Raw genomic sequence first — 22,061 nt, forward strand, 5'->3', positions numbered from 1 at the left:
TAGCCACCCCGACACTTTCGTGCGCCTTCCGATCATTCTCCGCAAAATTGTAATTTTCTTGCGCGAGAGTCTTGAGCCGGTCACCGCAGAGGCGTAGGCCTCACTCTCATGAAAAGCATGATGACGTCGCTGACGCAGGCGTTCGAAGCGCGGTTGCTCGAGGGAGCGCTGCCGGGAGAGTTGGAAGATTTCGGCGAGGCCGAGCGCGCGGAGGCGGCGAATTTCGTCGCGGAAGCCGCCGCCGTCCGGCCGCCGGATACCGCGAAGGTCGCGCTGGAGACCTTCCAGGGCGAGGAGAGCCGCCGGATGCGGCTCGCCGTCGTCAATGACGACATGCCCTTCCTCGTCGATTCGATCTCCGGCGCGATCGCCACCTACGGCGTTGCCGTTCACCGCATCATCCATCCCGTCATCGCCGTCGAGCGCGAGGCATCGGGCAAGCTCGAATCGATCGGCGCCGGCAAGCGCGAATCGATGATCTATATCGAGATGGACCGTGCCGACGCGCGCGCGCGCCGTAGCCTCGTCGTCGAGCTGGAGCGCACCCTCGCCCAGGTCCGCGACGCCGTGCACGACTGGCGCGCGCTGCAGGGCGCGATGGGCGCGGATGCCGCCACGATCGGCTCGCGCGAAGGTGCGAAGCTGCTCCGCTGGTTCCAGGAAGGCGCGATGACGCTGCTCGGCCACGAGACCTGGCGCACCAATGGCGACGTGTCCGATCAGCTGGGCCTCGCGCGGCACGAGCTCGACACGCCGATCCTCGCCGAGGCCTCGCGCAAGGCCGCGATCGACTATTTCAAGAAGGGCGGCGAGGCGCCGCTGCTGCTCAAGTCCAATTCGATCTCGCCGGTGCACCGCCGCGTGCCGCTCGACATCGTCGCGGTGCCGATCACCACCGGCAGCGACGTGACCGGCCTGTCGATCCATGCCGGCCTGTGGACCAGCGCCGCGCTGTTCGCCGATCCCGACGAAGTGCCGGTGCTCCGCGCCCGGCTCGAGGGGCTGGAACGCAAGTTCGGCTTCGATCCCAAGGGCCATACCGGCAAGGCGATGGCGCACGCGCTCACCGCGCTGCCGCATGACCTGACCACCGCGTTCGACGCCGATTCGCTCGAGCATCTCGTGCTCACCTCGATGTCGGTCGCCGATCGGCCGCGCTCCAAGCTCGCGCTGGTCAAGAGCCTGCTCGGCCGCCATTTGTTCGCGTTCGTCTGGCTGCCGCGCGACGAAGTCACCACTACCCGGCGCGAGGCGGTGGGCGAGCTGCTTGCCGAGGCGAGCCACGCCAAGATCATCAACTGGTCGATCGCGCTCGAGGACGGCGAAGTCGCGCTGCTGCGCTACACGCTCGATCTGCGCGCCGGCGGCACCATGCCCGATGCCGAAGCGCTCGACCGCCAGCTCGAACGGATGATGCGCGGCTGGGTGCCGGCGGTGGAAGCGGCGTTGATGGAAGATACCGGGCCGACCGGCGCGACGCGGCTTGCGCTGCGCTACGCCCAGGCTTTCCCACCCGCCTATCGCACCACCAGCACTCCCGAAGAGGCGGCGCGCGACATCCTGTGCTTCGCCAAGCTCGAAGGCCCGGGCGACCGCTCGGCGCGGATCACCGCGATCGACGGCAAGCCCGGCGAATATCGCGTGAAGCTCTATGCGCAGGACGGCGCGCTGGCGCTGTCCGACGCGGTGCCGGCATTCGAGAATTTCGGCTTCCGCGTGATCGAGGAAGTGCCGACCGCCCTCGCCGGCGGCGCCTTCGTCCATGATTTCGCGGTCTCGGCCAGCGGAGTGAAGGGCGACGTCGCGGTGATCGAGGACGCGCTCGCCGCGGTGCTCGAGGGCAATGCCGAGAACGACCTGTTCAACCGGCTGATCGTCGAGAGCGGCATGAAGCCCGCTTCCGTCGTGCTGTTCCGCGCCTGGTTCCGCTATCTGCGCCAGACCGGCATGAACTATGGCATGGCCACGGTGGTCGACGCGCTGCGCCGCGCGCCCAAGGTCGCCAACGCGCTGATCGAGCGCTTCGACGCCGCGCACAATCCGGCCCGCGCCGGCGACGATGCTGCGATCGAGGCCGCCAGCACCGCGATCGAGACCGGCCTCGCCCAGGTCCAGGCGATCGACGACGACCGCATCCTGCGCACCATCCGCGGCGTCGTCCTCGCGACCCTGCGCACCAACGCCTATGCCCCCGCCGCCAAGGAAGCGCTGGCCTTCAAGCTCGACTCGGCCAGGGTGCCGGGCCTGCCCCAGCCGCTCCCCTGGCGCGAGATCTGGGTCTACAGCCCGCGCGTCGAAGGCATCCACCTGCGCGCCGGCCCGGTCGCCCGCGGCGGCCTGCGCTGGTCCGATCGCCGCGACGACTTCCGCACCGAGATCCTCGGCCTGATGAAGGCGCAGCGCGTGAAGAACGCGGTGATCGTGCCGACCGGCGCGAAGGGCGGCTTCTATCCCAAGCAGCTCCCCTCCCCCGCCGTGGACCGCGACGCCTGGTTCGCCGAGGGTACCGAGAGCTACCGCATCTTCATCCGCACCCTGTTGTCGATCACCGACAACATCGTCTCGGGCGAGGTCGTCCATCCGGACAGCGTCCGCATCCTCGACGGCGACGATCCCTATTTCGTCGTCGCCGCCGACAAGGGCACCGCGACCTTCTCCGACGTCGCCAACGCGATCGCGATCGAGCGCAACTTCTGGCTGGGCGACGCCTTCGCCAGCGGCGGCTCGGTCGGCTATGACCACAAGGCGATGGGCATCACTGCCAAGGGCGCCTGGGTCTCGGTCCGCCGCCACTTCCTCGAAATGGGCACCGACATCCAGTCCGAGCCGGTCACCGTGGCGGGCTGCGGCGACATGTCGGGCGACGTGTTCGGCAACGGCATGCTGCTCAGCAAGTCGATCAAGCTGGTCGCCGCCTTCGACCATCGCCACATCTTCCTCGATCCCGATCCCGATCCGGCGGCATCGTGGAAGGAGCGCGACCGCATGTTCGCGCTGCCGCGGTCGAGCTGGGCGGACTATAACCCCGCGCTGATCTCCAAGGGCGGCGGCGTCTTCCCGCGCACCGAGAAGTCGATCCCGCTCAGCCCCGAGGTCCAGCAGCTGCTCGGCCTCGACGTTGCCGAGATCGACCCCACCTCGCTGATCTCGGCGATCCTCAAGGCCCAGGTCGGGCTGCTCTGGTTCGGCGGCATCGGCACCTACATCAAGGCGGCGAGCGAGAGCCATGGCGATGTCGGCGATCCCGCCAATGACCGCCTGCGCGTCAATGCCGAGCAGCTGCGCTGCAAGGCGGTGGGCGAAGGTGCGAACCTGGGCGTCACCCAGGCCGCGCGCATCGCCTTCGCCTCGCTCGGCGGCCGCATCAACACCGACTTCATCGACAATTCGGCGGGCGTCGATTGCTCGGACAATGAGGTCAACATCAAGATCGCGCTCAACCGCGAGATGATCGAGGGCCGGCTGGAGTTCGAGGACCGCAACCAGCTCCTCGTCTCGATGACCGACGACGTCGCGCACCTGGTGCTCGAGGACAACCGCCTGCAGACGCTCGCGCTCTCCTTCATGGAGAATGACGGCTATGTCGCTTTGCCCTCCTATGTCCGCGTCATCGAGATCCTCGAAGGTTCGGGCCGGCTCGACCGCGCGGTCGAGGGGCTGGCCGGCAATGAGGAGCTGCTCCGCCGCGCCCAGGACAAGCGCGGCCTGACCCGCCCCGAGCTTGCCGTGCTGCTCGCCTCGACCAAGCTGGCGCTGCAGGACGCGATCGAGCACACCGCGCTCGGCCAGGATCCGGCACTGGAGAGCGACCTGTGCAACGCCTTCCCCCAGGCGATGCAGAAGCGCTTCGGCAAGGCGATCGAGGAGCACCGCCTGCGCGGCGAGATCGTCGCCACCAAGCTCGCCAACCGCGTGGTGAACCGCCTCGGCGTGCTCCACCCGTTCGAGCTCGCGGAGGAGGAAGGCGCGGCGATGGCCGATATCGCGGCGATGTTCGTCGTCGCCGAGCGGCTGTTCTGCCTGCCCGCCTTGTGGGAAGCGGTCGAGACCGCGGCGATCTCCGAAGGCGCGCGCATCGCGCTGCTCGACGAGATGGCGGTCGCGGTGCGCGGCCAGGTCGCCGACCTGCTACGCGTCACCCCGCCGGGTGCCAGCCCGGCCGAGGTGATCGCCCGCCTCAAGCCCGGCATCGACGCGCTCGACAAGGCCGCCAAGGGCCTGCTGCTCGACGAGGTCAAGGCGCAGTCGAACCGCATCTCGTCGCGGCTCGAGGCCGCCGGCGCGCCGAGCGAGCTGGTCGCCAAGGTGGTCAAGCTGTTCGAGCTCGACGGCGCGGTAGGCCTGGCCGATCTCAGCGTCCGCCTCGGCGTCGAGGTCACCCCGCTCACCCGCGCCTTCACTTCGCTCGGCCAGGCGCTGGGGCTCGACTGGGCCCAGTCGACCGCCGCGCGCATCACCACCGGCGATGTGTGGGAGCGGCTGCTGATCGCCGGCCTCGCCCGCGACTTCCAGCAGATCCGGCTCGACTTCCTGAGCCGCGGCCAGAAGGGCGTGCCGCAGGAAGCGGTCGATGCCTGGCTCGCCGCCAATGCCGGCCGGGTCGAGCAGTTCGCCGCCCTGGTCCGCCGCGCGCGCCAGTCGGCGGTGCCCAATGCCGCGATGCTCGCGCAGATCGCCGGCCAGGCCCGCGTGCTGCTCGGCCGCTAAGCCAAGCTACGGGCAAAGAAAAACCCGGCCGGTCCTTGCGACCGGCCGGGTTTTTCATGCCCCGAAGACTCAGGCTTCGTCGGGTCGCCGCACCGCCGGGGTGCTCCGCAGGATGAGGTACATGCCGCCCAGACAGGCCGAAACCCCGACCACGCAAACCACCGCAAGACCAAGATACAGTGCCGACATCCAGTCCTCCCAAGTCTTTATCTGGAAGGATGCTGCGTAATTTCTTGGAACACGGCAAGAAACATTCGTCGCTGCACTGCGGCGCATCTTTGCTGCATTAGCGAGAAACACCTTGGATTCCATGCCATTGGGGCATTGGACTCCGGCCCGTCTTTTTCCGCTGCGTCCAGCCTCCGCGCGGCGCGGAATCGATCACCCCGGCACCCGCATCAGGTTTGCAATTGCGAATCGTTCGCGTTATCGGACCGACATCGAATCGTTCGGAACCGCCCACCCAAAATGCACGCCCCCACCGCCCAGGCAGAAGAACTGGCCAAGGCCAAAGCCAAGCGCGCCCGCAAGAGCTTCTGGCTGAAGCAGTTGCACACCTGGCACTGGATGAGCTCGGCGATCAGCCTGGTCGGCCTGCTGCTGTTCGCGATCACCGGCTTCACGCTCAACCATGCCGCCGAGATCGAGGCCTCGCCCAAGTCGGTCGAGCATGCCGTGCAGCTGCCCGCGCCCTTGCTCGCCAAGGTGAAGGCCGACGACCAGCCGGACAGCAAGAAGCCGATCCCGGCCGATGTCGCCAAATGGGTGCAGGACCAGGTCAAGATCGACGCGAGCGGCACCGCCGAATGGTCGGCCGGCGAGATCTACCTCGCCAAGCCGCGCCCGGGCGGCGACGCCTGGATCTCGATCGACCGCGATACCGGCGCGGTGACCAGCGAAGTCAGCTCGCGCGGCTGGGTCGCCTATCTCAACGACCTCCACAAGGGCCGCAATGCCGGCACCGCCTGGAAGTGGTTCATCGACATCTTCGTCTTCGCCTGCATCGTCTTCACGCTCACCGGGCTGGTGCTGCTGTGGATGCACTCGAAGCACCGCAAGAGCACCTGGCCGATCGTCATCGCCGGCCTCGTCATCCCGGCGCTCATCGCCATTTTCCTGATCCACTAGGGGAGCCCAAATCCATGCAGTATCGCATCACCGGCCTCACGCTCGCGGCGATCGGCGCGGGCCTGCCCGGCGCCGCCGGCGCGCAGACGCTCGATCTGTCGGTCACCATCCCGCAGCTGCGGGTCGCCGAATATCACAAGCCCTATGTCGCGATCTGGCTGGAGAAGGAGGGCGCCGCCCCGCGCACGCTCCAGGTCTGGTATGATTTCGACGGGCGCAGCGCCGAGGGCGCCGGCACCAAGTGGCTACGCGACATGCGCCAGTGGTGGCGCGTGGTCGGCCGCGGCATGACCTTCCCGGCCGACGGCGTCACCGGCGCCACCAAGGGCGCGGGCACGCACAAGATCGCGCTGGCCGGCGGCAAGGGCGGCCTGCCCGCGCTCGCTCCGGGCAACTACAAGCTGCTGGTCGAGGCCGCGCGCGAAGTCGGCGGCCGCGAGGTCGTCACCGTGCCCTTCACCTGGAACGGCAAGGCCGTCACCGCCAGCGCCAAGGGCGCGAGCGAACTCGGCGCCGTCACCGTCTCGATCAAGCGCTGATCTCTCAGGGGGAATAGAGCAATGAACTTCCGCAAGCCGCTTCTCGCCGCCGCTGCCGTCATCGCGATCGCAGCGCCTGCCGCCATCGCGCATCGCCAGTGGATGCTGCCGAGCTCGACCACCGTCTCGGGCACCGACAATTGGGTGACCGTCGACGCCGCCGTGTCGAACGACCTGTTCTTCTTCGATCACCAGCCGCTGCGCGCGGTGCCCGTGGTCACCCAGCCCGACGGCACCGAGGGCAAGGTCGAGAACCACAATGTCGGCAAGTTCCGCGCGACCTTCGACCTGCATCTGACCCAGCAGGGCACCTACAAGGTCGCCGTGGTCAATGAAGGCGTGTTCGGCAGCTATGTGCTGAACGGCGAGCGCAAGATGCTGCCGCGCGGCACCAACACCGCCAATCTCGCCGCGGCGATCCCGGCCGGCGCGACCGACGTGCAGACCGCCGAGAATGTCTCGCGCAACGAGATCTTCATCACCCAGGGCGCGCCGACCAACACCGTGTTCAAGACCAGCGGCAAGGGCATCGAACTGGTGCCGGTCACCCACCCGAACGACCTGGTCACCAATGAGCCCGGCAATTTCCAGTTCCTCAAGAACGGCAAGCCCGGCGCCGGCCTCACGGTCACGGTGATCCCGGGCGGTATTCGTTATCGTGATGCGCTGCACGAGCAGATCCTCAAGACCGATGCCGAGGGCAAGGTCTCGATCAAATGGGGCCAGCCCGGCATGTACTGGGTGATGGTCAACGAAGGCGGCGAGCGCGGCGAAGGCCCGGGCGGTGGTGGCCAGGGCGGCCCGCGTCCGCAGGGCGCTCCGGGCGGCCAGGGCGCCGCACCGGCCGGTGGTCCGCAGGCAGGCCCGGGTGGCCCCGGCGGCCGCCCGATGGGCCCGGTCCGTGCCCGCGTGAGCTATGTCACCACGCTCGAAGTGCTGGCGCCGTAATTCTCCTTCTCCCTCTCCCCATCGGGGAGAGGGCCGGGGAGAGGGGCAGTGTGTCCCGATCCGCCAACGCCGGGAGCGCGGCAAAGTCCTGCCCCTCTCCCAACCCTCTCCCCGATGGGGAGAGGGCTATTTGCACCGGCGCCAGTTCAGGACACCCAAAATCGAACCCCGCATAGCCATCCCCCCCGCCCTCTCCCCGGCGGCATTCCATCGCCGCCAGGCGGGCGCCCCGGTCGTCGCCTGCGCCGGCCAGACCATGGGCACCAGCTGGTCCGCCCGCATCGTCGCTGCGCCCGAGGGCATCGCCGCCGCGATCCAGTCCGAGCTCGACCGCGTGGTCGCCGAGATGAGCCACTGGGCGCCGGACTCCGATCTCTCGCGCTTCAACCGCAGCACCCCCGGCCGCTGGCAGCCCTTGCCGATCGGCTTCGCCAAGGTCCTCGCCGCCGCGCTCGACGTGGCGGAGAGGAGCGGCGGCGCCTTCGATCCCGCGATGGGCGCGCTCGCAGATCTGTGGGGCTTCGGCCCGCCCGGCCCGCGCCAAGGCGTTCCGGGCGACGCCGAGATCGCCGCCGACCGCGCCCTTTCCGGCCGCGCCCATATCGAGCAGGACGACCGCCGCGCCCGCCGCCATACCGAGGCGAGGCTCGATTTCTCGGGCATCGCCAAGGGCCACGGCGTCGACCGCGTCGCCGAGATGCTCCGCAGCATGGGGCTGCGCGATTTCCTGATCGAGGTCGGCGGCGAGCTGCGCGGCGAAGGCATCAAGCCCGACGGCCAGCCCTGGTGGGTCGATCTCGAGGTGCCGCCCGGCAGCCGCCTCGCCCCGATGCGCGCCGCGTTGCACGGCCTGTCGGTCGCCACCTCGGGCGACTATCGCCGCAGCTTCACCCATGCCGGCCGCGACTATCCCCACACGATCGATCCACGCACCGGCCATCCGCTCGACAATGGCGTGACGTCGGCAACCGTTCTGCACCCGAGCTGCATGCTGGCAGACGCCTGGGCGACGGCGCTCAGCGTGCTGGGTCCGGAGGGTATGGCACTGGCGGAACGCGAAGGGCTCGCGGTGCACATGGCAGTGCGCGACGGCACGGGCTTCACCGAGCATCTCTCCCCGGTGCTGCAGGCGATGCTCTAGCCTCCACCCCAACCGCCTTTCCCCCCAAACCGTCATCCCGGCGAAAGCCGGGATCTCGTGCGGCTCCTTCCTCGCGCCATCGCCTGAGATCCCGGCTTTCGCCGGGATGACGGTAAGGTGCGGGATGACGACTAGGTTGCAAAATAGGATTTCGCCTGCTTGGCTCCCGCAGCCGAGCCCCGCCCGGCCGCTCTTTGACCCGGTAGGAAAGATAGGATCACGCCTGCGCAAGCATGTTGCGCACCAGGCTCGTGGCGAGGCTCACTGGCAGGAACTTAGTGAACTTCCGCGCGCGAAAACCCGCTTCGGACGTGTACTTCGTGGACTTTGGCTCAGGCGTCGGCCCAGCGGCGTAGGAGATTGTGGTACACGCCGGTCAGCTCGATCACCGATCGGTCGTCATTGCCGAGCGTGCCGGCCAGCCGCTGCACCGCCTGGTCCGTCTCGAACAGGATGCGCCGTGCGCTGTCGTCGCGCACCATCGACTGGATCCAGAAGAAGCTCGCCACCCGCCGCCCGCGCGTCACCGGCGCCACCCGGTGCAGGCTCGACGAGGGATAGAGGATCGCGTGCCCCGCCGGCAGCTTGACCGACTGGACGCCGAACTGCCCCTCGATCAGCAGCTCGCCGCCGTCATAGGCCGCGGGATCCTCGAGGAAAACGGTCATCGACAGGTCGCTGCGGATGCGGAACTCGCTGCCGCGCTGGATGCGCACGGCATTGTCGACATGGGTGTCGAATTTCTGCCCGCCGCCATAGCGGTTGAACAAGGGCGGGAAGACCTTGAGCGGCAGCGCGGCGGCGAAGAACAGCGGCGACTTGCCCAGCGCGTCGAGCACCATCGCCCCGGCCCAGCGATGCGCCTCGCCGCCCTCGGGCAGCTGCTCATTCTGCTTGGCGAGCGCCGACTGCGCGCCCGAGGTGGCGTTGCCGTCCACCCACTCCGCCGCGTCGATGACGCCGCGCAGTTCGGCCACCTGTTCGGGCGAGAGCAGCTCGGGAATGGCGATCAGCATCAGCGTTCCTTCCGCAAGGCGGCGGTGCCTTCGGTGCGCAGACGCGGGTCCGGGACCTGGGCCAGCCAGGCGAGCGCCTTGTCGCGGAACACCGGCTTCGCCTCCGCCCCGCACCGCTCGATCCATTGCAGGGCGCCGTCGATGTCGCCCGCTTCGGCGAGCATCCGGGCATGGTTGAACATGCCGCGGAAGTCGCCGCCCTCGGCCGCCCGGGCATAGCAGGCTGCCGCCGCCGCCATGTCGCGCGGAACGATCGTGCCTTCCTCATGGAAGCTGCCGACGAAGTTGGTGGATTTGGCGTGGCCCATTGCGGCCGCCTTCTCGAACCAGCCGAGCGCCGCAGCCTTGTCCTGGGTCAAGCCGGCGCCGAGTGCCAGCGCCGAGCCGTAATTGTACATGCCCCAGTCGAGCCCGGCCTCGGCGGCGACGCGGAAACATTCCGCCGCGCGCAGCTTGTCCACCGGCGTGCCCCAGCCCAGGTCGTAGCAGCGCCCCAGCATGTTGAGCCCCATCGCATTGCCCTGCTGCGCCGCCTTCCAGAACCAGCCGAACGCCTCGACGGGCTTCTGCTGGTCGAGCAGCATCTGGCCAAGCACCGCCTGCGCCTCGGCCAGGCCGGCCTGTGCCCCTTCGCGAATCAACGCCGCCCGCGCCTCCGGCGAACCGGAGAGGCGGGCGGCGATGTCTTCGCTCGACAGTCGATCGAGCTGCGTCATGCCTTGGCTATATCAGAACTTGTAGCTCAGCGTCAGGACAGCCGACCGCCCGTCGCCCGGGGTCGCCCAGCCGTTATTGGCGCGGATGCGGGTGTAGTAGAGCTTGTCGCCGATGTTCTTGACGTTGAGCTGCGCCTGCAACGCGTGGGTGATGTCGTAGGCCACCGTCAGATTGTGGATCAGATAGTCCTTCGAATAGAGCACCGGGGTCAGCGTGGTGAGGGCGCCGGCGCCCGTCGTGGCGATCGCCGGAAGGTTGATCGCGAACTTGCCCTGATAGGTCGCGCCATAGCCGAGCGTCAGGCCGAACGGGAAAGTATAGGCCGTGTAGAGGCTGCCCGAGTGCTTGGGGGTCTGGTTGATCGCCGCGCCCTTGGCAGGATCCGGGAACAGCGCGCTGTTGCTGCAGCCCGCGATCACATTGTTGTTGGTCGCCGCGGCAGCTGCCCGCAGGCACTCGTCGGAGAGCGACTGGATCAGCTTGCTCTTGAGATAGGTGTAGTTCGCCGTGATCTGCCACGCCGAAGTGATGTGGCCGGTGGCGCCCAGCGCGATGCCGTCGACGCGCGAATGGCCGTCGAGCTGCTGGTCCGGCACGGTCGGGTCGTTCGAGGCGACCTTGTAGCTGTCGCGATCGGTGCGGAACAGCGCGGCGGTCAGCAGCAGGCCGCCATGGAACAGCTCGGCCTTGCCGCCGATCTCGTAGTTCTTGGCGCCTTCCGGCTTGACGTTGCAGGTCTGCGAAGCGCCGGTCGCCGAGCAGCTGCCGTTGACCGTGCTCTGCGACGGCGTCTTGGAGTTGCCATAGGCGACATAGAGGCTGACTGCCTCGACCGGCTTGTAGACCGCGCCGATCCGGTAGGAGAACAGGCTGTCGCGGTTGCCGGTCCGGGTCACGGCGGTGATCTGGCCGAGCGCCGCGCCGCTGGTCGCGATGGTATAGGCGGTGTTCTCGCCGATGTTGCGCTCCCAGCGCACGCCGCCATTGAGCTCGAAATGGTTCGACAGCTTCATCGTGTCGAACAGGTAGACCGCCTTGTTGGCGATCTCGGCATGGCTCCGCGAACCGACGATGAAGTTCACCGGGCCGCTATAGACGTTGCGGTCGTTCAGGTTCGGATCGTTCCAGGCATAAGGCGGGATGACGGCAGCCGTGCCGTTGGCGCTACGCTGCGAATTGCCCGAGCGCAGGTCGTAGAACTCCCGCGACATCGAGAAGCCCAGGTCGAAGCTATGCTCGACGCCGAAGGTGTCGAACGTCCCCTTGAGGTCGGTCTGGTTGTAGATGATCTGGTTGCGGGTATCGCGGGTATTGCCGCGCGAGCCGCCACTCGGCGTGAACAGCCCCGGCGTGGTGCAGGCCAGGCCCGCCGCGGTGAAGCCGCTCGGCAGGCAGAAGGTACCTTCGGGGCCGTCCGCGATCGAGTATTGCTCGACGTCCTGGTAGCGGGTGAGGTTGCGCAGCGAGATCGTGCTGCTCAGCTCGTGCTCGATGATCGCCGTCGCCTGGTCGACATTGCTGTCCTGCTTGTCGAGGTTGCGGAAGCCGTAATAGCCGCTGCGGCTGGTGCCGGGCACCTGGCCGGTGAACCCGTTGGTCACGCTGCTGACATAGGGCACGCCGAACTGCGGGATGTTGTTGTCCTCCTGATGGAGGTAGATCAGCGTCAGCTTGGTCGGGCTGCCCAGGCCGAAGGTGACCGAGGGCATCACGCCCCAGCGCTTGGCATATTCGACTTCGCGGCCGGGCACGTCATTGTGGTGGTACATGGCGTTCAGGCGAACGCCGACGCTGTCGCTCAGCTTGCGCTCGATATCGGCGGTGGCGCGGTAATATTCGTCGGTGCCGACGCCGGCCTGCACGACCGAATGATCCCGGCCGGTCGGGCGCTTGCTGACCAGGTTGATGTTGCCGGCGACCGAGCCGCCGCCCGAATAGACCGAGTTCGAGCCGTTGGTGACTTCGATCTGCTCGATGTTGAAATTGTCCGAGCGGGTATATTGCGCGCTGTCGCGGACGTTATCGACCGTGATGTCGTTGTTGGCACTGAAGCCGCGCAGGTTGATGCTGTCGCCATAGCCGCTGCCGCCCTCGCCGGCGCCGAAGGTGATGCCGGGCACCGTCGCCAGCGCGTCGCGCAGCGACAGGATATTCTGCTGCTCCATGACCTCGGCGGTGATCACGGTCACCGTCTGCGGCGTGTCGCGCAGCGGACGGGTGTTCTTCGGGCTTTCCTGCTTCGGCTGATAGATCTGGCCGTTGACGGTGATGTGATCCTGCCCGGCGCGGTCCTGGTCGTCCTCGGCCGCGGCGGGGGTCTTGGCATCGGGGCCATCGGTCGCGGCATGGGCGGGCGCGCTGGCGACGAAGCCGACACAGGCGAGCGCGAGGAAAGCAGGCGCTGCGGCGCCGTTCGAAAGATTCACTGGGTAACCCCCTTAGCGGATTGTTTCGCCGCCAGCTATTGCGAGGCGTTCTCAGAGTCAATGCTAATGAGAGCGGTTCGCAACTTTGTCGCGAAATTGTTACGAAACGTTACCGCCGGGTCTGCATGGGAGCGCTCAGGCGCGCGGTTGCGCCAGCAGCCAGGTCCGAAGCGCGCTGGCGAGATTGGGCGGGTCCTCGCCCTGGATCCGGGCGTGGTCGATCGCCGCGACCAGCGCGTTGAGCGGCAGCGACCGTTCGGCGGCAGCTGCTTCGAGCGCATCCCAGAACAGCGGCTCGAGGCTGATCGAGGTCTGGTGCCCGGCAATGGTGACCGACCGCTTGACCGGCCCCGCGAAGCCACCCGGGGGCGGCTCAATCCCACGGCCGTTCATTCCAGCCCCTCGGCAGCGTCCAGATCCAGATCGGGGCAGGCCTGCTTCAGCCGGGCAACCAGCACCGGATATCCCAGGTAAAGATAGCTCCAGTAGACACGGCGCCCGTCTTCGGCCTCGACGTACCAATAGCCGGTCATGGTCTTGCCGACGCGAACGATCTCCCGCCAGGCGATCTTCGCCCGCGCCCATCCGAGTGTGGGCCCGAACATCCTGCTCGTACCCTGGATGCCAAAGCCGTCCCAGCAGACATCATGCCACCGCGTCAGCGAGGGGAGCATGAACAGGCCGGGGAGCAGCAGCACCCCGCCGACCCATTTTGCCCAAGCCGTGGCGGAAAGGAAGGCAATCGCCGCCAACGCCCCCGAACCGAGCACGGTGAAGATCGCGGACCCCTTGCCGGGGGTTATCCGGCCGCGATCATGGTCGAGTTCCGCAGGCGGCGCCCGACGACTCGCCGCATCGAACATGGGGTCGGCCTTCACAACCCTTCCCGCCAGCTCGCGTGCGGATTCGGCATCATTCCGTATCGAACAGGGCGGCCAGCTGCTCGACCATCGTGCCGGCGAGCTGCTCGGCGTCCATGATCGTCACGGCGCGCTGGTAATAGCGGGTGACGTCGTGGCCGATGCCGATCGCGACCAGCTCGACCGGGGAGCGCGTCTCGATCCAGCCGATCACCTGGCGCAGATGCCGCTCGAGATAGGAGCCGGAGTTCACCGACAGGGAGGAATCGTCGACCGGCGCGCCGTCCGAGATCACCATCAGGATCTTGCGATCCTCCGGCCGGCCGATCAGCCGCTGGTGGGCCCAGAGCAGCGCCTCTCCGTCGATATTCTCCTTGAGCAGCCCTTCGCGCATCATCAGCCCGAGCGACTTCTTGGCCCGGCGCCACGGCTCGTCGGCCTGCTTGTAGACGATGTGGCGGATGTCGTTGAGGCGGCCGGGCTGGGCCGGGCGGCCGTCGGCCAGCCATTTCTCGCGGCTCTGCCCGCCCTTCCAGGCACGGGTGGTGAAGCCGAGGATCTCGGTCTTCACCCCGACGCGCTCCAGCGTGCGTGCCATGATGTCGGCGCTGATCGCCGCGATCGAGATCGGCCGCCCGCGCATCGAGCCCGAATTGTCGATCAGCAGCGTGACCACCGTGTCCTTGAACTCGGTGTCCTTCTCGCTCTTGTAGGAGAGCGACAGCATCGGATTGACGACGATGCGCGCCAGCCGCGCGGCATCGAGGATGCCCTCTTCCTGGTCGAAGTCCCAGCTGCGGTTCTGCTGGGCCATCAGCCGGCGCTGGAGCCGGTTGGCGAGCTTGGTCACCGCACCCTGGAGATGGACGAGCTGCTGGTCGAGATAGGAGCGAAGGCGATCCAGCTCCTCGGTGTCGCAGAGATCGGTCGCGGCGACGACCTCGTCGAACTGGGTGGTGTAGGGCCGGTATTCGAACTGCGGCGGCAGGTCGCTCCACGGACGGTTCGGGCGGACGGGCATCATGCCCTCTTCGCCTTCGTCGCCGGGCTCGCCGTCACCATCCTCCATCGCGTCGGACTGCTGCTGCTCGCCTTCCTCACCCTGGTCGGACTCGCGCTGCTCGCCGCGCGCCTCGGCCTGGCCCTCGCTCTGGCTCGACTCGCTCTCGCCTTCCTCGTCGCCGGGCTGTTCCTGGTCGTCGGTGCCCTCGTCCTCGCCGCCTCCCTCATCGGCTTCGTCGGGGAGGAGATCGCCCTCGGTCAGCTCGAGGTCCTGAAGCAGCTTCGAGGTGAGCGAGGCAAAGGCCCGCTGGTCGTCGATCGCCAGCGCCAGCGCGTCGAGGTCCGAGCCGGCACGCTCCTCGATCCAGTCGCGGATCAGCGCCATGCCGAGCGCAGCGGCAGCCGGCGACTCGCGGCCGGTCAGCCGCTCGCGGACCATCAGGCCGAGCGCAGTGGAAAGCGGCACTTCCTCGCGGTTGCGCGCACGGTTGATCGGATCGGCACGCAGTTTGAGCTCGAGCGCATGCTCGAGATTGGCGGCGATGCCGGCATAGCCGCGCGAACCCAGCGCCTCGACCCGCGCCGTCTCGACCGCGTCGAACACCGCGCGCGCCACCGGCTCCTTGGGTGCGCTCTTCAGGTGGAGTGCATTGTCGTGGTGGCGCATGCGCAGCGCGAAGCTGTCGGCGAAGCCCCGCGCCTCGGCGACTTCCTCGGCGGGCAGGCCGCGCGAGGGCGCCGGCACCTTGATCTGGCGCCCGTCCTGGCGCGGCGCCTCGCCGGTGAAGCTCAGTTCGGCCTCGCGCTCGCCCGAAAGCGCGCGGGCGGTGCCGCCAAGGACGTTGCGGAACCGGTCGAGAGGAGAGTCGGCAGCCATCGCGATTGTCTTTGTGTGCCTTGTCCCCCAGGATCAAGCCCGAAGGGGGATCAGATGAAGTTTCTCGATCGTATCGGCCTTGTCGGCCGGATGAGCCATGGCGAGTATAGTGCGAACCTCAGCGGGCTCGGCATCTTCTTCGGCGCGGTGCTCGGCTTCGTGATGGCGACCACCGAGAATCTGAGCACCAAGGACTATGTGCTGGTGCTGTTCACCACGGCGTCGATGGTGATCACCATCCTCTATGTCTCGTCGAGCCGGCACCGGATCGCCTACTCGATCCTCGCCTTCGCCCTCATCGCGGCACTGCCCTATGTGCTCGGCACCATGGTCTCGCCCGGCGCCCAGCTGCCGCCCAAGCTCCAGCCGACGCTGGCGGTGTGGCTGGCCATGGCGTTGATCGCCGAGTTCAACCCGCGTGACCGCGTGACCGAGACGGCCTGACGCCCGCACCGCCCAGCGGCGCGGAGCGTCGACCCGGTCGCTCAGGCCTTGCCGACCACGCTCTCCGGCAGGTCCTTGCCGAACACGCGCTGGTAATATTCCGCCACCTGCGCGCGCTCCGCCTCGTCGCACTTGTTGAGGAACGACAGGCGGAAGGCGAAGCCGACATCCTTGAAGATCTCGGCATTCTGCGCCCAGGTGATCACGGTGCGGGGCGACATCACGGTCGAGATGTCGCCGTTGACGAAGCCCTTTCGGGTCAGGTCGGCCACGCGGACCATGTTCTCGACCAGCTCCTTGCCGCCCGGCTTGTCGAAATCGCCCGACTTGGCGAGAACGATCTGCGCCTCGACCGCGGCGGGGAGATAGTTGAGCGTCACCACGATGTTCCAGCGGTCCATCTGGCCCTGGTTGATCTGCTGGGTGCCGTGATAGAGGCCGCTGGTGTCGCCCAGGCCGACCGTGTTCGCGGTGGCGAACAGGCGGAAATAGGGGTTCGGGCGGATCACGCGGTTCTGGTCGAGCAGGGTCAGCTTGCCCTCGGTCTCGAGCACGCGCTGGATCACGAACATCACGTCCGGGCGGCCCGCGTCATACTCGTCGAAGACCAGAGCCGTCGGGGTCTGCAGCGCCCAGGGGAGCAGGCCCTCACGGAACTCGGTGACCTGCTGGCCGTCCTTGAGGACGATCGCGTCGCGGCCGATCAGGTCGATACGGCTGATATGCGCGTCGAGGTTGATGCGGATGCACGGCCAGTTGAGGCGCGACGCCACCTGCTCGATATGCGTCGACTTGCCGGTGCCGTGATAGCCCTGGACCATCACGCGGCGATTGTGGGCGAAGCCGGCCAGGATCGCGAGCGTGGTATCCGGATCGAAGACATAGGCCGGATCGAGATCGGGCACGCGCTCGTCCGCCTCGCTGAACGCGGGTACTTCGAGGTCGCTGTCGATCCCGAACAGGTCGCGCACCTTCACCATCTTGTCGGGCGCTTCGAGGATCGTGGTTTCCCGGCTGTCGGGCTGGGTGTTGGGGATGTCCGCCATCTATTCGTCCTTCCGTCGCGACGGCGACTAGAAGCTCCCGTGCCGCACTGCAACGGGCTTCGCGCAAATCGCACGATCAGCCGCCCCGGTCGCAAGCCCTTTCCTCGAATCGGCTTTCATGGGATCATGACGTCAAAGCAACGGTCGCGTACCAACACCGATTCTTGGGGAAGTCGATGAACGGGAAGCTGTTGTTCCTGGCGCTGCTTGCGCCGCTGGCGGCGTGCGACTGGGGCTAGCAGCCGGCACCGCCGCCGCACCGTCCCCCGCCCCCGGTGGCCCGCCCGATCGATCGCGAACCCGAATGGCTGGCCGTCTATCCCAGCTGCGAGGGCCGGCTGCGCCGCGGCCAGTGGCTGGTCTGCGACAACAAGGGGCTGAACTGGCTGCACCGTACCCTGGCCGGCCAATGGGCGGAGGACCGGCAGGGCGCGAGCAAGCAGCAGCTCTGGGTCCAGCGCCAGCAGCTCCAGGCGCTGGCGAGCGAGCGCGACGCCTGCGAGACCGCCGGGTGCGTCGCCACTGCCTATCGCCGCTACCTGCGCGGGCCGCAGCGCTGGACGCCCGAGCCCGAGTGGCGCCCCGCCCCGGTTCGCCCGCGGCCGGTGCATTATCGGCCGCGCGAGAAGCGCTGGAACTGGCGCGACAACGGACCGACCTGTGCCTCGAAGATCGGCTGGCAGAAGGCGGCGCTGCTCGCCCGGCAATGCGCAGTGGTCAATCCCGACGGCCAGTGCGGGCCGCAGCGTGGCTGCGAGACGCTGAAGACGATGATCCTCGACGGCTGCTGGGACGCCGGCGACCGCAAGCCGGGCTTCTGCAACCGGGTCTGACGCTTTCCTACCGCGCGGGCGGGACCGACTCGCCAAAGTCCACGAAGTACACGCCAAAGCGGGTTTTCGCGGCGCTTGAGTTGACACGGTTGCCGCGAAGGCTTCGCATCTCGCAGCATTGTTGCGCGGGCGGGGTCCTATCTTTCCTACCGGGTCAAAGAGCGACCGGGCGGCGACCCGGCTGCAGGAGTGCAACAGGCGAAATCCTATTTTGCAAGGCAGCCGTCACCCCTCCTCTTCCCGTCATCCCGGCGAAAGCCGGGATCTCGTGCGGCTCTTTTCCCGCGTCCCGCGCCATCGCCTGAGATCCCGGCTTTCGCCGGGATGACGAGCAAGGGGCCTCAGTCATTCTCGAACCGAGGCAACCCGAACAGGTCGACGAAGCGCTGGCCCAGCGCGAGGTCGCCGGTGACCGCCACCCGCCCCTCGCGGATCGATTCGATGAGCGGCAACGGACCGTAGAAAGTCGCGGCGAGCGGGGTTGGCACGCCTTCGAAGAGCACATCGGCGCCGGCGGGATCGCGGCGCTCGATCACCAGCCCGCCATCCAGGATATGCGCACGGAACGGCTCGCCGCCCACCCGGAAGCCGAGATCGACCGACAGCGCGCGCGCAGCCTCGCGGTTCATCATGGTCTTGAGCGACAGCATGAAGGCACCGTTGCTGAGCGGCAGGGTGACGTCGTGCGCGGGCGAGCCCGCCGCCCAGCGGCTGAGCGCGAAGATCGGCTCCTCGAGCTGGGCGCCCCATTTGGTCAGCTCATAGACCTGGGCGTTGACCGGCGAAGGCAATTGCTTGCGGCGCAATATGCCGCCCTTCTCCAGGCCTTCGAGCCGTTGCGTCAGGATATTGGCGCTCAATCCCTCCAGCGCGCCGCGGATTTCGCCGAAACGACGTGGGCCCAGCAGCAATTCGCGAACGATCAGCAGCGACCAGCGTTCTCCAATGAGATCCATTGCGAGCGCCGTCCCGCACGCGTCCTGATACCAGCGGCGCGCCTTGGCGAAATCGTTGCTAGTTACTTTTTGTGACTCCATGGTTGCTTTTAATAACCGAGTCGGGCATCAGGATCAAGAAAGCGATTCGCTGGCCACCCGAAGTGGAGGTTTAGTCCGATGACACTGGTACCTGCCGCCGAACTGGCCGCGCGCGAGACTTCGCGCTGGCCCGGCGAGTCCTCCGAATATCGCGCAGCACGCACCGCACTGCTCGCCGAGGAGATCGAGCTGCGCCGCCATCTGGAGCGCGTGGCCGAGCAGCGCCGCGCACTGCCGGCGGGGCCGGAAGTGACCAGGGACTATGTCTTCCAGGGCGAGAATGGCCCGGTCCGGCTGGCCGACCTGTTCGCGGGTCACGATACGCTGGTGGTCTACACCTGGATGTTCGGCCCGCAGCGCGAGCGGCCCTGCCCGATGTGCACGTCCCTGCTCTCGGCCTGGGACGGCGAAACGCCCGATATCGCGCAGCGGGTCGGCTTCGCGGTCACCGCGCGCTCGCCGATCGACAAGCTGAAGGCGTTCAAGGCCGAGCGCGGCTGGCAGCACCTTCCGCTCTATTCGGATGGCGACCAGGACTTCAGCCGCGACTATAATGCGATCGCGCCGGACGGCAGCGACATCCCGCAGCTGCTGGTCTTCACCCGGCGTGACGGCAAGATCCGGTTCTTCTGGGCGGGCGAGATGGGTTCCGAGAGCATGGACCCCGGCCAGGACCCGCGCGGCGCGCCCGACCTGATGCCGCTGTGGACGATATTGGATTGCACACCCGAGGGCCGCGGCACCGACTGGTACCCTTCCCTCACCTACTGAAGAACATACCCCCGAGGAGAGCAACATGACCCAGATGATCTTCGTCAACCTGCCCGTAAGCGACGTGGCCAAGTCGACGGCCTTTTACGAAGCGATCGGCTGCACCAAGGATGCGCGCTTCAGCAACGAGCAGGCCTCCGCCATGCAGCTGAGCGACACGATCGTGTTCATGATCCTGTCGAAGGACTTCTTCCAGACCTTCACCCCGAAGCAGATCGCCGATGCGCACAGCGTCACCGAGGCGCTGATCTGCATCTCGCGCGACAGCCGCGACGCAGTGGACGCGATCGTCGAGGCGGCGGGCAAGGCCGGCGGCAAGGCGGACGTGCGCGAGAAGCAGGACATGGGCTTCATGTACGGCCGCAGCTTCGAGGATCCGGACGGCCACATCTTCGAGCCGATGTTCATGGACATGGAAGCCGCCATGGCCGCCTTCCCCGAAGGCCCGGCCCACGAGCCGGCCTGAGCGAAACCGGGACCAGGGAGACGCGGCATGAAGCGTGACAACATCATCGGATGGGTGCTGAGCGGCCTCGTCCTCCTGTTCCTGGCGATGGACGCCGGCGGCAAGCTGATCGCACCGGCGCAGATGATCGCCTACAGCCCGCCGCTCGGCGTCCCGGGCGAGCCCGGGCTCTACCAGCAGCTCGGGCTGATCCTGGCGGTCTGCACGCTGCTCTATGCGGTGCCGCGCACCGCCGTGCTGGGGGCGATCCTGCTCACCGGCTATCTGGGCGGCGCCGTCGCGATGCACTGGCGGGTGGGCAGCCCGTTGTTCAGCCACACCCTGTTCGGCGTCTATCTGGGCGTGCTCGCCTGGGGCGGACTGTGGTTCCGCGATCCCCGCGTCCGCGCGCTGATCCCGATCGCCTGAGAACCCGCCTGAAAACCCGAGAGTCCAGAGGAGAGGACCGATGGCAGACAAGATCACGACCGTATTGTGGTTCGACCATGTGGCCGAGGAGGCGGCGAACTTCTACGTCTCGCTGCTGCCCGACAGCCATGTCGGCAAGGTGTATCGCGCGCCCGGAGACAATCCGAGCACCGAGGAAGGCGCGGCGCTGGTCGTCGAGTTCACCCTGGCCGGGCGCAGCTATGCCGGGCTGAACGGCGGGCCGAACTTCAAGCCGAACGAGAGCGTCTCCTTCCAGATCCTCACCGAGGACCAGGAAGAGACCGATAGGCTGTGGAACGCCATCGTCGGCAATGGCGGCCAGGAGTCCATGTGCGGCTGGTGCAAGGACAAATGGGGCTTCAACTGGCAGATCACCCCGCGCCGCCTGATCGAGATAAACTTCGGTGCCGATCCCGAGGCTGCACGCCGCGGCTTCGAGGCGATGATGACGATGAAGAAGATCGACATCGCGGCGGTGGAAGCCGCGGCGAAAGGTTGAGGAGGCAGCCATGACCATCGAGATCACCGGCTTCAACTGGGTGCCGGACTTCGCCCGCGGCTATGTCCGCGACCTCAGGCCGCGCTGGGCCTGCGAGGAGATCGGCCAGCCCTATACCACGCGGCTGATCAGCCCGGTCCCGCCCAAGCCGGCTTATTATTTCGACGAGCAGCCCTGGGGCCAGGTGCCGGTGCTGCACGATGCCGGGATCCAGCTTTTCGAGAGCGGCGCGATCCTGCTCCATCTGGCGGAGAAGGACACGCGGCTGCTGTCGCGCGATCCGCAACAGCGGGCGACGACGCTCGCCTGGCTGTTCGCGTCGCTCAACAGCGTCGAGCCCGGGCTGTTCGAGCTGGGCAACGTCACCCTGTTCTCGAAGGACGAGGAATGGGCGAAGCTGCGCAAGCCGAGCCTGATCGAGGATATCGGAAAGAAGCTGGATCGGCTGGCCGATGCGCTGGGCGACCGCGACTGGCTGGTCGGCGAGTTCAGCGTGGCGGACATCGCGATGGTGACGGTGCTGCGCAATGCCGATGGCAGCGAGCTGATCAGCAGCCGGCCCGCGCTGGCCGCCTATGTCGAGCGCGGCATGGCGCGGCCCGGCTTCCGGCGGGCGATGGACGCGCAGCTCGCCGATTTCCAGCCCGCGCCGGTCGCGGCCTGACAGAGATAATAGAGGAGAGTGAAATGGCTTATATCGACGGTTTTGTCGCGCCGGCGCGCGACCGGGAGGCCTATCTGGCGATGGCGAAGAAGGCCGCCCCGATCTTCCTCGAGCATGGCGCGCTGCGCGTGGTGGAAGGCTTCGGCCATGACGTGCCGCGCGGCAAGGTGACCGACTTCTACATGGCGGTGAAGGCCGAGGAGAACGAGACGCCGGTCTTCTCCTGGATCGAATGGCCCGACAAGGCGACCCGCGACGCGGGCTGGGAAAAGGTGATGGCCGACGAGCGGATGAAGCCGCCCGAGCCCATGCCGTTCGACGGCCAGCGCATGTTCTGGGGCGGCTTCGAGAGCATCGTCGATACCCAGGCTTAACGTATTAGATCCTCCCCGAGCTTGTCTCGGGGAGGGGGACCAGCCGCAGGCTGGTGGAGGGGCCGGCGCAGCCGGTGGCCTCATCCGCTTCCCGCCGCTGGCGCGGCGCCCCTCCACCCCCCGCCTGCGGCGGGCGG

The 22,061-nt window shown here is 67.6% G+C and carries 22 protein-coding genes; 13 read left to right on the top strand and 9 right to left on the bottom strand.

Annotated features, from left to right (window positions below; all coding sequences use genetic code 11):
* Positions 1-108 precede the first annotated feature (108 nt).
* Entirely contained in the window at positions 109-4,707 is a 4,599-nt protein-coding gene (locus ACEN8G_RS15850) for an NAD-glutamate dehydrogenase (protein ID WP_413416037.1), read from the top strand.
* Positions 4,708-4,776: 69 nt separating this feature from the next.
* Here the strand turns inward: ACEN8G_RS15850 and ACEN8G_RS15855 are convergent, their stop codons facing one another.
* Positions 4,777-5,019: a hypothetical protein gene (locus tag ACEN8G_RS15855; protein WP_413416036.1), complete on the bottom strand. Its 243-nt coding sequence runs from the start codon at positions 5,017-5,019 to the stop codon at positions 4,777-4,779.
* 156 nt (positions 5,020-5,175) lie between these two features.
* Between ACEN8G_RS15855 and ACEN8G_RS15860 the strand changes: the two genes are divergently transcribed.
* The 4 genes from ACEN8G_RS15860 (at position 5,176) to ACEN8G_RS15875 (ending at position 8,463) form a co-directional block, all read left to right on the top strand.
* A complete protein-coding gene (locus tag ACEN8G_RS15860; RefSeq protein WP_413416035.1) occupies positions 5,176-5,835 on the top strand; it encodes a PepSY-associated TM helix domain-containing protein in 660 nt (219 codons plus the stop codon).
* 14 nt (positions 5,836-5,849) lie between these two features.
* Positions 5,850-6,374: a DUF2271 domain-containing protein gene (locus ACEN8G_RS15865; protein WP_307117640.1), complete on the top strand. Its 525-nt coding sequence runs from the start codon at positions 5,850-5,852 to the stop codon at positions 6,372-6,374.
* 21 nt (positions 6,375-6,395) lie between these two features.
* Entirely contained in the window at positions 6,396-7,322 is a 927-nt protein-coding gene (locus ACEN8G_RS15870) for a DUF4198 domain-containing protein (RefSeq protein ID WP_413740618.1), read from the top strand.
* Between the two features lie 256 nt (positions 7,323-7,578).
* Positions 7,579-8,463 carry an FAD:protein FMN transferase gene (locus ACEN8G_RS15875; RefSeq protein ID WP_413740619.1) on the top strand — a complete coding sequence of 295 codons (885 nt, stop codon included), beginning with the start codon at positions 7,579-7,581 and terminating at the stop codon, positions 8,461-8,463.
* 332 nt (positions 8,464-8,795) lie between these two features.
* On the opposite strand, the gene ACEN8G_RS15880 is transcribed toward ACEN8G_RS15875, so the two are convergent.
* The 6 genes from ACEN8G_RS15880 to cobT form a co-directional block, all read right to left on the bottom strand.
* Positions 8,796-9,479 carry a Fe2+-dependent dioxygenase gene (locus ACEN8G_RS15880; protein ID WP_413418165.1) on the bottom strand — a complete coding sequence of 228 codons (684 nt, stop codon included), beginning with the start codon at positions 9,477-9,479 and terminating at the stop codon, positions 8,796-8,798.
* Complete coding sequence (locus tag ACEN8G_RS15885; protein ID WP_413418167.1) at positions 9,479-10,195, bottom strand: tetratricopeptide repeat protein; 717 nt, start codon at positions 10,193-10,195, stop codon at positions 9,479-9,481. Before ACEN8G_RS15885 ends, ACEN8G_RS15880 begins: the two co-directional genes overlap by 1 nt.
* 12 nt (positions 10,196-10,207) lie before the next feature.
* A complete protein-coding gene (locus ACEN8G_RS15890) occupies positions 10,208-12,622 on the bottom strand; it encodes a TonB-dependent receptor (protein WP_413418169.1) in 2,415 nt (804 codons plus the stop codon).
* Positions 12,623-12,757: 135 nt separating this feature from the next.
* On the bottom strand, positions 12,758-13,015 hold the full coding sequence (locus ACEN8G_RS15895) for a ribbon-helix-helix domain-containing protein (RefSeq protein WP_413418171.1): 258 nt from the start codon (positions 13,013-13,015) through the stop codon (positions 12,758-12,760).
* On the bottom strand, positions 13,012-13,500 hold the full coding sequence (locus tag ACEN8G_RS15900) for a hypothetical protein (RefSeq protein ID WP_413418173.1): 489 nt from the start codon (positions 13,498-13,500) through the stop codon (positions 13,012-13,014). The genes ACEN8G_RS15895 and ACEN8G_RS15900 overlap by 4 nt, the downstream gene beginning before the upstream one ends.
* Before the next feature lie 34 nt (positions 13,501-13,534).
* Positions 13,535-15,361 (bottom strand): cobaltochelatase subunit CobT, encoded by a 1,827-nt coding sequence (gene cobT, locus ACEN8G_RS15905; RefSeq protein WP_413418175.1) that lies wholly within the window; start codon positions 15,359-15,361, stop codon positions 13,535-13,537.
* Positions 15,362-15,415: 54 nt separating this feature from the next.
* Between cobT and ACEN8G_RS15910 the strand changes: the two genes are divergently transcribed.
* Positions 15,416-15,805, top strand: a complete 390-nt coding sequence (locus ACEN8G_RS15910) for a hypothetical protein (RefSeq protein ID WP_413418177.1) — start codon at positions 15,416-15,418, stop codon at positions 15,803-15,805.
* A gap of 41 nt (positions 15,806-15,846) precedes the next feature.
* Here ACEN8G_RS15910 and cobS read toward each other — a convergent pair whose 3' ends face one another.
* A complete protein-coding gene (gene cobS / locus ACEN8G_RS15915; RefSeq protein ID WP_307117630.1) occupies positions 15,847-16,851 on the bottom strand; it encodes a cobaltochelatase subunit CobS in 1,005 nt (334 codons plus the stop codon).
* Between the two features lie 275 nt (positions 16,852-17,126).
* Between cobS and ACEN8G_RS15920 the strand changes: the two genes are divergently transcribed.
* Positions 17,127-17,684 (top strand): hypothetical protein, encoded by a 558-nt coding sequence (locus tag ACEN8G_RS15920; RefSeq protein WP_413740620.1) that lies wholly within the window; start codon positions 17,127-17,129, stop codon positions 17,682-17,684.
* 341 nt (positions 17,685-18,025) lie between these two features.
* On the opposite strand, the gene ACEN8G_RS15925 is transcribed toward ACEN8G_RS15920, so the two are convergent.
* Complete coding sequence (locus tag ACEN8G_RS15925) at positions 18,026-18,640, bottom strand: winged helix-turn-helix transcriptional regulator (RefSeq protein ID WP_413418992.1); 615 nt, start codon at positions 18,638-18,640, stop codon at positions 18,026-18,028.
* A gap of 159 nt (positions 18,641-18,799) precedes the next feature.
* Here ACEN8G_RS15925 and ACEN8G_RS15930 point away from each other — a divergent pair, with 159 nt between their 5' ends.
* Genes ACEN8G_RS15930 through ACEN8G_RS15955 form a run of 6 tightly spaced genes read left to right on the top strand, consistent with a single transcriptional unit; the run spans position 18,800 to position 21,924 of the window.
* Positions 18,800-19,492 carry a DUF899 family protein gene (locus tag ACEN8G_RS15930; protein WP_413418994.1) on the top strand — a complete coding sequence of 231 codons (693 nt, stop codon included), beginning with the start codon at positions 18,800-18,802 and terminating at the stop codon, positions 19,490-19,492.
* Between the two features lie 25 nt (positions 19,493-19,517).
* Positions 19,518-19,958 carry a VOC family protein gene (locus ACEN8G_RS15935; RefSeq protein WP_413418996.1) on the top strand — a complete coding sequence of 147 codons (441 nt, stop codon included), beginning with the start codon at positions 19,518-19,520 and terminating at the stop codon, positions 19,956-19,958.
* Between the two features lie 27 nt (positions 19,959-19,985).
* Positions 19,986-20,366, top strand: coding sequence for a DoxX family protein (locus tag ACEN8G_RS15940; protein WP_413418998.1), 381 nt, complete (start codon positions 19,986-19,988; stop codon positions 20,364-20,366).
* Between the two features lie 40 nt (positions 20,367-20,406).
* Positions 20,407-20,886 (top strand): VOC family protein, encoded by a 480-nt coding sequence (locus tag ACEN8G_RS15945; protein ID WP_413418999.1) that lies wholly within the window; start codon positions 20,407-20,409, stop codon positions 20,884-20,886.
* Between the two features lie 10 nt (positions 20,887-20,896).
* Positions 20,897-21,550 carry a glutathione S-transferase family protein gene (locus ACEN8G_RS15950; RefSeq protein WP_413419001.1) on the top strand — a complete coding sequence of 218 codons (654 nt, stop codon included), beginning with the start codon at positions 20,897-20,899 and terminating at the stop codon, positions 21,548-21,550.
* A 23-nt stretch (positions 21,551-21,573) separates the two neighbouring features.
* The gene (locus ACEN8G_RS15955; protein ID WP_413419003.1) at positions 21,574-21,924 is read left to right on the top strand and encodes a DUF1428 domain-containing protein; all 351 of its coding nucleotides are present in this window, start codon (positions 21,574-21,576) and stop codon (positions 21,922-21,924) included.
* Positions 21,925-22,061 lie beyond the last annotated feature (137 nt).

The sequence above is a fragment of the Sphingomonas sp. Sphisp66 genome (assembly GCF_047324325.1).
GTDB lineage: Bacteria > Pseudomonadota > Alphaproteobacteria > Sphingomonadales > Sphingomonadaceae > Sphingomonas.